We start from the raw sequence: 11653 nt of genomic DNA, 5'->3' as shown, positions 1-11653 counted from the left end.
CTTGTGTGCGAGCGCTGGCGAGTGTCCAAGGTGGAGCGGGAACTGTGCGGAGGTGCTTGGGTCGTGCAGGTTGTTGGTGCCCGGCCCTGGTTTCCGCTCCGGTTCCATGCACTCGCTGGCGCTCGCGCCTGGCCCGGAGCGTTGCTGGGGGTGCGGCTCCTGTACCACTCGGGCGTTGTCAGGACTGGCGCTCGCGCACGACCTGTGTCGTTGTTGGGCGCGCCCCGGAGCGTTGTCGGGGCGACTCGCGCACGCCCTCCAGAACGGAAAGCGTCCCCGGCACCTCGGGGGCGCGGGTGAGCGGCTGCGTAGGCTGGCGGTATGCACTACGGGGTTCTGGGACCGTTGACCGTCCGGAACGCCGCGGGGGAGCCGGTGGCCGTCCCCGAGGCGAAGGTCCGGGCGTTGTTGGTGAACCTGCTGCTGCACCGGGGCGTGCCCGTTCCGGCCGACCGGCTGGTCCACGACCTGTGGGGCGAACACCCGCCCGGTCGGCCCCTGAACACGCTGCAGACCAAGATCTCCCAGCTCCGGCGCCTCCTGGGCCCGCGCCGAGTCCTCCACAGCGCGGGCGGATACCGGCTCGATGCGGCGCCCGAGGACGTCGACAGCAGCCTGTTCGAGGACCTGGTCGAACGGGCTGATGCCGCGTCGGGGCCCGCGGCCCGCACGGCCCTGGCCTCCCGCGCGCTCGACCTGTGGCGCGGCGAACCGTTCCCGGAGCTGGCCGACGTTCCCGCGTCCGCCGCCGAGGCAGCACGCCTGGACGAACTCCGGCTGTCGGCGAGGGAGATCCGCGCCGAGGCCTACCTCGGCCTGGGCGAGTCCTGCTGCGCGGCCTCCGACACCGGGGACCTGCTCGCGGAACACCCGCTGCGCGAACACGCCCGCGCACTGCACATGCTCGCGCTGTACCGGGAGGGGCGGCAGGGCGAGGCGCTGGCCTCCTACGAGCAGGCGCGTGCCCGCCTCGACGAGGAGCTCGGGGTCGACCCCGGGCCCCGTCTGGCCGAGCTGCACACCGCGGTCCTCCGGCAGGACCCGGCTCTGGACGGCGGTATCGGGCCCCGACCCGTTCCGACCGGGTCCAGGTCATCCGGTGGCGCAGGGACCTTCCCGGGGCCCCGAACCCGCGCCCGCCTCCCTTTGCCCGCGACCCCGATGCTCGGGCGCGGCCGGGAGCTCGACCGGCTCGTGCGGATGTGGGACGGGTCGGGGGACGCCCGCCTGGCCACGGTCACCGGGCCCGGGGGCGTGGGGAAGACCCGGTTGGCGCTGGCCGCGGCCCGTGTCCTGGCCGGGGAGGACACGTTCGGCGCCCGCCCGGCCCACGGCCCCGTCGACGGTGTGCACCTGGTGGAACTCGCCGGGGCCGAGCGTGACGCCTCGGCCGCCGACCTCGCCTCGCTGGTGCTCGCGCGCCTCCCGGACGGGGACGTTCACACCGGGAACGACCCGCTCGCACGCCTCGGTGCGGCGCTGGACGGGCGTGACACCCTGCTGGTCCTCGACAACGGGGAACACGTGGCCGGGGCGGTGGCGGGACTGCTCACGACGCTCGCCTCCGAGGGGGTTCCGGTCAGGGGCATCGTGACGAGCCAGGAGGTCCTCGACGTGCCCGGGGAACGCGTGATCGCTCTGGAACCCCTGCACACACCGGAGACAGGGGAGACGGGGGAGACGGGGGAGGCGGGCACGATCACCGCCGAGGCCGTCCTGGGATCGGATGCGGGACGGCTCTTCGTGGAGCGCGCCCGCGACGCCGACCCCGCGTTCACCCTCACCGACGACAACGCGCCCGCCGTCGCCGAGATCTGCCGCAGGCTCGACGGGCTCCCCCTCGCGCTCGAACTGGTCGCCGCGCGCGTTCGGGCGCTGGGCCTCGAGCGGATCCTCGCAGGGCTGGACGCGGGCTTCTCGCTCCCGGCCGAGGAGGCAAGGGGTCGTCCGCCGAGGCAGCGGAGTCTGCGGGCGATGGCTGAGTGGAGCTGGGGTCTGTTGACCGAGGCCGAACGGGTCGTTCTGCGCAGGTTGTCCGCGCGTCCCGACGGTTTCACCCTGGAGTCGGCTCGGGCCGTGGGAGGTGGTGGAGACGTGCTTCCGGGTGAGGTCGACGCGGTGCTGGTGCGCCTGGTCGACCGATCCCTGCTGCTGCGCGACGGCGGTGGTTACCGTGTTCCGGGGGTCGTGGCGGCGTACGGCCGGGAGCGTGTGCGGGCCGCGCCCTAGGAACGCTCTACCTACGAGGCCGACCCGCGCCCTGGGAACGCTCCGCCTTGTGTGCGAGCGCTAGCGAGTGTCCAAGGTGGAGCGGTGGCTGTGAGGGAGGGTTCCTGGGACATGCACGTGTCGTGTGGCCGGGGTGCCAGGTTTCCGGTGGCGTGCACGTGTCGTGTGGCCGGGCTTCGGTTTCCGCTCCGGGGCACGCACTCGCTGGCGCTCGCGCGTGCCCCGGAGCGTCGTGGGGTGCGACGCGCGCTCATTGGCGTTGTTGGGGCGAGGTTTGCGCCTGCAATAGAGCGTGCTCGGGGCGCGGCGTGCCTTGGCCTCCGGGACGCTTCGCTTTGTGTGCGAGCCCTCTTGGAACGCTCTACCTACGAGGCCGGCCCGCGCCCTAGGAACGCTCCGCCTTGTGTGCGAGCGCTAGCGAGTGTCCAAGGTGGAGCGGTGGCTGTGCGGAGGTTCCTGGGCCCGTGCACTTGTCGTGTGGCCGACCCTGGTTTCCGCTCCGGGTTACGCACTCGCCGGCGCTCGCGCATGGCCCGGAGCGTCGTGGGGGTGCGGCTCGGGCGCCCATTGGCGTTGTTGGGTGGCTGTGCGGAGGGTTCCTGGGACGTGCACGTCTCGGATGGCCGGGGTCCCGGTTTTCGCTCCGGTTCCATGCACTCGCTAGCGCTCGCGCATGGCCCGGAGCGTCGTGGGGGTGCGGCTCGGGCGCCCATTGGCGTTGTTGGGTGGCTGTGCGGAGGGTTCCTGGGACGTGCACGTCTCGGATGGCCGGGGTCCCGGTTTTCGCTCCGGTTCCATGCACTCGCTAGCGCTCGCGCATGGCCCGGAGCGTCGTGGGGGTGCGGGCCGAGGAAACCGGGGAAACCTAGGAAACCGGGGGAGCCGTACTAGACCGCACCGTGAGCTCGGGTTCGAGCACGTCCACGCGGTCGTCCGTGCGCCCCTCGTCCAACCTCTCGACCGCGCAGCGCACCGCGATCTCGGCCATTCGCCCCGTGTCCTGGTGCACCGTCGTCAGGTCGAGGTAGGGCAACGACGCGGTGCGGCTGTCGTCGTACCCGGCCACGGACACGTCCTCGGGTGTGCGCACGCCCGCGCGCACGAGGGTCTCCACGACCCCGCACGCGCACAGGTCGTTCCCGGCCACCACCGCGGTCGGCAGCCGGTCGCGCTCCAGCAGCTCCCGGGCGGCGGCGACCCCTGACTCCACGGTGTAGTCCCCGGCCAGGACCTCGGCCCGCTCGCCGATCCCGTGCGCGCGCATCGCCTCCAGGTACCCCTCGCGCCGGTGGGCGGCACCGGGGAGCTCGCCGCCGTCCACGTGCACGATGTCGGAGTGGCCCAGCCCCACGAGGTGGTCGACCGCGGCCCGCACCCCGGCGGCGTCGTCGGTACGCACGCTGTCCGTCCCGGGGGCACCGGTGTACTGGGCGATCTCAACGACGGGGAGCTGCTCGGCGACCTGCGCCAGGTGGGCGGGGGCCTGTTCGGCCAGCCCGATGAGGATCAGCGCCTCGCACCGGAGCCCGATCAGGTCGTCGATGGCGCGCCGTTCGCTGCGTGTCGGCAGCAGGGCACCGAGGACCAGTTCGTACCCCGCCTCCGCGGCCGTGGGGTAGAGGGCCTCGACGATGTGCGTCTCGAGCTGGTGCTCCATGGTGAAGAGCACCCCGAGCTGGCGGCTCCGGGCGCGGCGCAGGAGCTGCGCGGCGGTGTCGGCGCGGTACCCGAGGTCCTCCGCCCCGCGCAGGACACGTTCGCGGGTGCGCGGGTTGGGTCCGGGTTTGTCGGCCAGGACGAGGGAGACCAGCTGGCGGGAGACGCCGACGTGTGCGGCGACGTCGGCCATCGTGGGCCGGCGGGGACGCGCACGGGACGCGGGGGAGGCCGGATGCTCGCGGGGGTCGTCCTCACCGCTGCTCGGCATCCTGTTTCCCCTGGTCCCTCGTCCGTCCGGTCCGGTCAACGACCACGGTAGCGGCAGTCGGCGCGGGCGGGGAGCCGGGGCGGCGCCTACGCGTGCGCCGCGGGTGAGTGGCGCGGGGCCGTCGGACCCACGGAGCGAGCCCCGAGCACTCGCCGACGGAGCCCCCCGAGCAGCCCGCTGGCGAGCAAGCGCCCCCCGAACACCTGCCGACGGAGTCAGTCCCCGAACGCCCCCCGACGGATCGCTCCCGAACACCCGCCGAAGGAGCGAGCGAGTTCACAGCCGTCGGGCTTTGAGCGTCCGCCCGATCTCTGCCAACCTGGAATTAGCACGTGCCAAACCCGTGTTCACCCTGTTCGGGCCCCAGTGGCCCACCGAGGTGCGTGCCGCCCCCGGCGCCACCACGCACAGGTGCAGCGACGCACCGGACGCCCTGCGCCACGACACCGCTGCATCCACATCCGCATCCGCACATCCCGTCCTGTCCCGTACCAGGAGACACTCATGCCCTTCGCTCTGCTCGCGTTGGCTCTCGGGGCCTTCGCCATCGGAACGGCCGAGTTCGTCATCATGGGTCTGCTGCCCGAAGCGGCCGCCGACCTCGACATCACCCTGTCCTCCGCCGGACACCTGATCGCCGCCTACGCCCTCGGTGTGGTCATCGGTGCCCCGATCCTGACCGCCGCGGCCACCCGGCTGCGCCGGCGCACCGCGCTCCTGGTCTTCATGGGGCTGTTCGCGCTCGGGAACGTCGCGACCGTCGTGGCTCCCACGTACGAGACCGTGCTGGCCAGCCGCTTCCTGGCCGGACTCCCGCACGGGGCCTTCCTCGGCGTGGGCGCCCTGGTCGCCGCGCACATGGCCGGTCCCATGCGCCGGGCGACCGCCGTGGCGCGCATGCTGCTCGGTCTCACGGTCGCCAACATCGTCGGGGTGCCCGCCGGAACCCTCTTGGGCCAGCTCTTGGGGTGGCGGACCGCATTCCTCGTGGTCGCCGCGATCGCCCTGGTCAGCCTCGTGTGCGTGATGGTGTTCGTGCCCGACGTGCCCTCCCCGAAGGGTGTGCGCCTGCGCGGCGAGATCGCGGCGATGGGCCGTCCCCAGGTGGTGTACGCCCTGCTCACCGCGGTGTTCGGGTTCGCCGGCGTGTTCGCGGTCTACAGCTACATCTCGCCGATGATGACCGAGGTCGCCGGGATGTCGCCGGCCGGGGTGCCCCTCGTCCTGGCCCTGTTCGGGACGGGCATGACGCTCGGATCGCTCGCCGTGGGCCCGCTCGCCGACCGGTGGCTGCGTCCCACGATCTACGGGTCCCTGGCGTCGCTGGCCGTGGTGCTCGTGCTGTTCTCCGTGGCCGTGCAGCACCCGGTGAGCGCGATGATCGCCGTCGTGGTGCTGGGCGCCGTCGGGTTCGGTGTGACCGCGCCGCTGCAGGTGCTCATCATGAACAAGGCGGCCGGGGCGCCGACGATCGCCTCCTCCGCCAACCACTCGGCGTTCAACCTGGCCAACGCGGGTGGGGCCTGGATCGGCGGGCTCGGTATCAGCGCCGGGCTCGGGTACACCTCGCCGGCTCTGCTCGGTGCGGGCGCAGCGGTCCTGGGCCTGGCCGTTGCCCTGACCGCGGGCGCGCTCGACCGGCGCAACCCGGGGCTGTACAAGGACGACGGAACCCGCACCGACGGCGGAGCGGACGCGCTGCCCGAGCCGGCCACGGGTCCTGCAGACGGGTCCGCGCGGGAGACGTCCGACCGCCGTTGAGTCGGTCGCAACGCTCCGCTTCACTCTGCGCGCGCAGGTGTACCACCGGTTCGCCCATGACCGCACCGCCTTCACCCTGCGGCGCACGGGCCCCAGGGCCGCTCCGCCTTGTGCGCGAACGCTGATGAGTGTCCAAGGTGGAGCAGTGGCTGTGACGGATGGTTGATGGGGTCGCTCAGGTGCGCGGTGGCTGGGGTCATGTTGCGCTCCGGGACGGGCACGAGCGCCGGCGAGTGCCCGTCCCGGAGCGTTCTTCGGACTCGCCGGGTCAGGTCAGGCGGGCCTGCGCGGTGCGGCGGCCGAAGCGGTCGCGGGCCGACAGCTCCAGGCCGCCGCCGTGCCCGGTCCCCCCGCCGTGCCCGCTTGTGCCACCGCCGCCGGAATCCCCGCCCGCGGGAACCGCACCGACGACCAGCCCCTCGTCGTCGAAGAGCGGTGACACCAACCGGTACCGGAGCTCCGCGCCGGACGTGGCGTCGTGGCCCAGCGCCCGCGCGCGCTCGGCCATCGCGACGGCCTGCAACGGGCCGTGCGTGACCAGGCCGGGGTAGCCCTCGACCGTGGTCGCGTACTCGCGGTCGTAGTGGATGCGGTGCCCGTTGTAGGTGAGCGCCGAGAACCGGAACAGCAGCACCGGGTCGACCGCGATCTCCCACTCGTCCGGGCCGGGTGGCACCACAGTGCGGTCCTGCCGCGGAACCCGTTCGGCGGGCGCCGATCCACCCGCGGCCATCCCCGAACCTCCACCCGCGGCGTCCCGGTAGACGATGTCCTGCTCCTCCCGCACCGCCACCCGGCCGTCCTGCTCCAGCTCGTGGCCGACGGTGACGAAGGTCAGCGCCCCCGAGCGCCCTTCCTTGTCCACCTGCTCCAACACCCGCGTCCGCCGCGTCACCGGAACCCCGAACCGCAACGGCGCGTGCGTCGTCACCCGACCGCCCGCCCACATGCGGCGGCGCCCCGGCCCCGGCGGTGCGGGAACCGTGCCCCGCACCGGATGGCCGTCCGCGCCCAGGTCGGCCTGCGCGGGACGTTCCAGCGTGTACAGCCAGTGCCAGAGCAGCGGCAGGGAACCGCGTTCGGCATCGGGTTCCTCGACGCCCAGCAGCCCCGCGAGCGCCGCGGCGGGCGCGTGCGCCAACACCTCGGTGCGTTCGACGGTTCCCGGTTCGGGTGTGCTCATGATCGGACCTCCTGTGACCCGTGCCGGCCGCCCGTACGGCCCGTACCGTTCCGGTCGCCCCCACCGAACTCCGCGCGCACCGCGGCCGTGTGCGCGCCCAACGCCGGGACGTCCCCCAGCGAATACCGCAGGTCGCCCCATCCCACGGGCGGCACCAGCGCACCCACCCGTGTGCCCCCGGGCAGCCCCACGGTGTCCCAGCGCCCGCGGGCCAGCAACTGCGGGTGGTCGGCGAACTCCCGCGGCGAACGCACCCGCGCGTTCGCGATCCCGGCTCCCTCCAACAGCGCTTCGACCCCCTCGACCGTGCCCCCGGCGAACGAGGCCTCGACCGCCGAGGTGATCTCCGCGTCGTGTTCCACCCGCTCGGTGTTGTGCACGAACCGCGGGTCCCCCACCAGCTCCGGACGTCCGAGTACCTCCCGGCACAGCGCCGCCCACTCGCGGTCGTTCTGCACGCCCAGGAACACCGTGCCGCCGTCGCCCACCCGGTACGGCCCGTACGGGGCGATCGACGCGTGGCGGGCCCCGGTCCGCGGCACCTCCCGGCCGCCGTGCACCGCCCGGTAGGCCGGCTGCGTCATCCACTCGCCCAGGGCGTCGAGCATCGCCACGTCCAGGGCCGCTCCTCGTCCGGTGCGCTCGCGCCGCAGCAGCGCGGTCAGGATCCCGCTGTAGGCGTACATCCCCGTCGCGATGTCGGCGATGGAGATCCCGCTCTTGGCGACCTCCTCCGGCGTCCCCGTGGTGGAGACCAGCCCGCTCTCGCACTGGATCAGCAGGTCGTAGGCCTTCTTGCGCCCGTACGGACCGTCCGGCCCGTACCCCGACACCGAGCAGTGCACGAGCCGCGGATGCCGGGCGCGCACCGTGGCCGCGTCCAGCCCCAGGCGGTCGACGGCACCCGGAACCAGGTTGTGCACGAACACGTCCGCACCTGCCACGATCCGGTCCAGCAGAGCGCGGTCCCCGGCGTCCTTGATGTCGAGCTCGACCGATTCCTTGCCGCGGTTGAGCCACACGAAGTAACTGGACTCGCCCTGCACCGAACGGTCGTACCCCCGCGCGAAGTCGCCGCTGCCCGGGCGTTCGACCTTGATCACGCGTGCACCCAGGTCGGCGAGGTGGCGGGTGGCCAGGGGAGCGGCCACCGCCTGCTCCAGCGAGACCACGGTGAAGCCCTCCAGCGGAAGCCCGGGGTCCCCGGCGGTCTCCCGTGCTGCGCTCACGCGTCACCCACCCGGTTGCGCTTGACGAGCTGCCGGGCGATGACCCCGCGCTGGATCTCGTTCGTGCCCTCGCCGACGATCATCAGCGGTGCGTCCCGGAAGTAGCGTTCCACGTCGAACTCGGTCGAGTACCCGTGCCCGCCGTGGATGCGCACCGCGTCCAGGGCGATCTTCATGGCGGCCTCGGAGGTGAACAGCTTGGCCATCCCCGCCTCCATGTCCGCGCGCTCCCCGGAGTCGTACTTGCGCGCCGCGTGCTGCACGAGCTGGCGCCCCGCCGTCTGCTGGGTGACCATCTCCGCGAGCAGGTTGCCGACCGACTGGTGCTCCCAGATCTGCTTGCCGAAGCTCTCCCGCTCCTGGGAGTAGCGCACGGCGTCGTCGAGCGCGGCCTGCCCCACACCCAGCGCCCGCGAGGCCACCTGGATCCGGCCGATCTCCAGACCCCGCATCATCTGCGAGAACCCCTTGCCCTCGACCCCGCCGAGCAGGGCCGAACGCGGGACCCGCATGCCGTCGAAGGAGATCTCGCAGCTCTCCACACCCTTGTAACCGAGTTTGGGCAGGTCGCGCCCGACCTCGAAGCCGGGGCCCTTCTCCACGAGCAGGATGCTGATGCCGCGGTGCGCGGGCTCGGCCTCCGGGTCGGTGCGGCACAGCAGCGCGACGAGCGAGGCGTGCCGGGCGTTGGAGATCCACGTCTTGGACCCGTCGACGACGTAGTGCCCGTCCAGGCCGTCCGGGCCGTCCGGCCCGTCCGCTCGTGCGGTCGTGCGCATCGCCTGAAGGTCGGAGCCGCCGCCGGGCTCGGTCAGGGCCATGGTCGCCCGGATCTCGCCGGTCGCCATCCTCGGCAGGTACCGGTCCTTCTGCTCCTCGGTGCCGAAGGCCAGGAGCAGTTGCGCGACGACGCTGTGCCCGCCCATCGCGCCGGCCAGGCTCATCCAGCCGCGCGCGAGCTCCTCGGTGACGGCGGCGAAGCAGGGGGTGGACACCGACGCGTCGTTCCACGGTTCGGGGATCACCAGGCCGTAGATCCCCATCTCCTTCATCTGCTCGATGAGGTCCTCGGGGTAGGTGTTGCCGTGTTCGAGGTCCCGGACGACCGGCTTGACCTCGCGGTTCACCCATTCGGAGACGAGGGAGACGACGGAGGTCTCCTCCTCGGTGAGTTCGTACACGCGCTCGGCTCTCTTCTCTGCGGGGCCGGCCCCTCGGCGGGAACGGCGGTGCAACGGCGGCACCGCGGGGCACCACGGCCGGTTCGGACGGACGACGGACTCCGCCCATCATGTGCACTGATCTCCGGCCCTGGGAAATGTTGATTCGTGATACCCAGGTGCACACACGTCATGGCGCCAGGTCAGGAGGGACGGCGATGGAGCTGCGGCAGCTCACCGCGGTCGTGGCGGTCAGCGAGACGGGGAGCGTCACCGCGGCCGCGCGCCGCCTGCACGTCGTGCAACCGGCGGTGACCCGGCAGATCCGCACCTTGGAGGAGGAGCTCGGGGCGCCCCTGTTCCACCGCACCAACCAGGGCATGGTCCCCACGGAGGCCGGCGAGGTCCTGCTCGAGCACGCGCGCCGAGCCCTGCACGAACTCGACCTGGTGCGCACCGAGATCCGCCCCGGTCCGCGCGAGGTGTCCGGGGTGGTGCGGCTGGGGCTCCTGGAGAGCACGGTCGACCTGCTCGCGCCGCACTTGGTGCGCGGGCTGGCCGAGCTGCACCCCGGTGTCGAACTGCGTCTGATGAGCGGGTACAGCGGCCACCTGCAGCGCTGGCTGGACGACGGGGACGTGGACCTGTCCCTGCTCTATGACCTGGCGGCGACCCCCTCGCTGTCGGTCACCCCGCTGGCGGAGGAGAACCTGTGGCTGGTCGCGCCGCCGGAGGCCGGGCTGTCCCCGGAACGCCCGCTGCCCTGGGCGCAGGCGTGGAGGCACCCGCTCGTGCTGCCGGTGGCCGGACACGGGCTCCGCGTGCTCATCGACCGGGCCCGGCCGGACGACGGGACCGGGCCGACCGTCGTCACGGAGGTCAACGCGATGCGCATCCAGAAGGCCCTCGTCGAGGCCGGGCAGGGGTGGACGGTGTTGCCCGCGGCCGGGGTCGCGCCGGACATCGCGGCCGGAACCCTGTCCGGTGCGCCGCTGACCGGGCCCGAGGTCTCGCGGTCGGTGGTGCTGGGGCTCCCGCTCGGGCGGCGCGTGCCCCCGGCGGTGCGGGCGGTGGCCGCGCACGTGGCCGATGTGGCGCGGGAGCTCGTGGCGTCGGGCGCATGGCCCGGGGCGAGCGCCGGGGCTCGGGACACGTGCTGATTCGACACGCGGCCCGAGTGCCCCGCGTGCTTCGCACGCCTCCCGTGCCCCATGCGTCTCGGCTTCTTGCGCGTCTTCCGCGCTGTCCGTTCCTCGTGCATCTCCCACGTCTTGTGTGCTTCGCGCGCCTCCTGCATCTCCGCCCCCGCGCCGCCCCGCCGCCGCCAGGGGCCGTTGCGCGCATTCCCGGGGCCGGGGTCCGGTTCCGGCCGCGCGTAACCGTGGTGTGCGCCCACGCCCGCCGGTACAACAGGGGGTGAACGGCGGAGCACCATGCGCACCGTTCACACCGGCCGCACCACTCCGACACGGAAGAGGACGTTCGTGACCTCCCAGCCCCATGACCCGCACGCCCTGCTGGCCGCGAGCAACCTCGGGGTCCTCGCCACCCTGAAGTCCGACGGCCGTCCGCAGCTGTCCCCGGTCCAGCCCCACTACGACCGCGGGGCCGGCGTCGTGCGGGTCTCCTCGCGCGAGGGCCTGGCCAAGACCGCGAACCTGCGCCGCGACGCCCGCTCGGCGCTCGAGGTCACCAGCCCGGACGGCCGCGCGTGGGCGACGGCCGAGGGCACGGTCACCATCACCGGCCCGGGCGACGACCCGCACGGCCCCGAGGTCGAGGCGCTCGTCGACTACTACCGCGCCGCCGCCGGGGAGCACCCCGACTGGGAGGAGTACCGGCAGGTCATGGTCGATGACCGCAGGGTGCTCATCACGCTCGCCGTCGAGCGTGTCTACGGCGAACACATCGGCTGAGTTTTCCGGGCCCGGAACCCAGCCGCGACAACCGAACCCGGGCTTTCGGGGACTCGGTCCCGAAATTCACGTCCGTCACCCGGGAACCAGGACAACGCGCCCCGCATCGGAGAAACCGTGCGGGCAGCGCAGCCCGCACCCACCCGTGGTCCGAACCCCGCGTAGATCGGTGAGTGCTGTCATGATGAGCGGATCGTCCCCCACTCACCGCGACACCTGAACCCTTGCGCGGGGACGGCCGGACGGCA

The 11653-nt window shown here is 73.0% G+C and carries 8 protein-coding genes; 4 read left to right on the top strand and 4 right to left on the bottom strand.

Annotation, left to right across the window (positions count from 1 at the left end; all coding sequences use genetic code 11):
- Positions 1-321: 321 nt before the first annotated feature.
- On the top strand, positions 322-2229 hold the full coding sequence (locus IDM40_RS23015) for an AfsR/SARP family transcriptional regulator (RefSeq protein ID WP_193124129.1): 1908 nt from the start codon (positions 322-324) through the stop codon (positions 2227-2229).
- Between the two features lie 865 nt (positions 2230-3094).
- Here the strand turns inward: IDM40_RS23015 and IDM40_RS23010 are convergent.
- Entirely contained in the window at positions 3095-4156 is a 1062-nt protein-coding gene (locus tag IDM40_RS23010) for a LacI family DNA-binding transcriptional regulator (RefSeq protein WP_193124128.1), read from the bottom strand.
- Positions 4157-4660: 504 nt separating this feature from the next.
- On the opposite strand from IDM40_RS23010, the gene IDM40_RS23005 reads away from it, so the two are divergent.
- The gene (locus IDM40_RS23005; RefSeq protein WP_193124127.1) at positions 4661-5917 is read left to right on the top strand and encodes an MFS transporter; all 1257 of its coding nucleotides are present in this window, start codon (positions 4661-4663) and stop codon (positions 5915-5917) included.
- Positions 5918-6185: 268 nt separating this feature from the next.
- Here the strand turns inward: IDM40_RS23005 and IDM40_RS23000 are convergent, their stop codons facing one another.
- Genes IDM40_RS23000 through IDM40_RS22990 form a run of 3 tightly spaced genes read right to left on the bottom strand, consistent with a single transcriptional unit; the run spans position 6186 to position 9510 of the window.
- Positions 6186-7100 carry an FAS1-like dehydratase domain-containing protein gene (locus IDM40_RS23000; protein ID WP_193124126.1) on the bottom strand — a complete coding sequence of 305 codons (915 nt, stop codon included), beginning with the start codon at positions 7098-7100 and terminating at the stop codon, positions 6186-6188.
- Entirely contained in the window at positions 7097-8329 is a 1233-nt protein-coding gene (locus tag IDM40_RS22995) for a CaiB/BaiF CoA transferase family protein (protein WP_193124125.1), read from the bottom strand. The genes IDM40_RS23000 and IDM40_RS22995 overlap by 4 nt, the downstream gene beginning before the upstream one ends.
- A complete protein-coding gene (locus tag IDM40_RS22990) occupies positions 8326-9510 on the bottom strand; it encodes an acyl-CoA dehydrogenase family protein (protein ID WP_193124124.1) in 1185 nt (394 codons plus the stop codon). The genes IDM40_RS22995 and IDM40_RS22990 overlap by 4 nt, the downstream gene beginning before the upstream one ends.
- A 197-nt stretch (positions 9511-9707) precedes the next feature.
- Between IDM40_RS22990 and IDM40_RS22985 the strand changes: the two genes are divergently transcribed.
- Positions 9708-10649: a LysR family transcriptional regulator gene (locus IDM40_RS22985; RefSeq protein WP_193124123.1), complete on the top strand. Its 942-nt coding sequence runs from the start codon at positions 9708-9710 to the stop codon at positions 10647-10649.
- A 324-nt stretch (positions 10650-10973) separates the two neighbouring features.
- On the top strand, positions 10974-11405 hold the full coding sequence (locus IDM40_RS22980; RefSeq protein ID WP_193124122.1) for a PPOX class F420-dependent oxidoreductase: 432 nt from the start codon (positions 10974-10976) through the stop codon (positions 11403-11405).
- Positions 11406-11653: the final 248 nt, after the last annotated feature.

Origin of the sequence: Nocardiopsis coralli (assembly GCF_014892575.1) — a bacterium.
Classification (GTDB): Bacteria; Actinomycetota; Actinomycetes; order Streptosporangiales; family Streptosporangiaceae; genus Nocardiopsis; species Nocardiopsis coralli.
This window is presented reverse-complemented; position numbering and strand designations above follow the sequence as displayed.

What these genes read in the sequence shown, in the direction of transcription:
- IDM40_RS23015 (WP_193124129.1), top strand. Translation starts at nt 322, where the DNA reads ATGCACTACGGGGTTCTGGGACCGTTGACCGTCCGGAACGCCGCGGGG.
- IDM40_RS23010 (WP_193124128.1), bottom strand. Translation starts at nt 4,156, where the DNA reads ATGCCGAGCAGCGGTGAGGACGACCCCCGCGAGCATCCGGCCTCCCCC.
- IDM40_RS23005 (WP_193124127.1), top strand. Translation starts at nt 4,661, where the DNA reads ATGCCCTTCGCTCTGCTCGCGTTGGCTCTCGGGGCCTTCGCCATCGGA.
- IDM40_RS23000 (WP_193124126.1), bottom strand. Translation starts at nt 7,100, where the DNA reads ATGAGCACACCCGAACCGGGAACCGTCGAACGCACCGAGGTGTTGGCG.
- IDM40_RS22985 (WP_193124123.1), top strand. Translation starts at nt 9,708, where the DNA reads ATGGAGCTGCGGCAGCTCACCGCGGTCGTGGCGGTCAGCGAGACGGGG.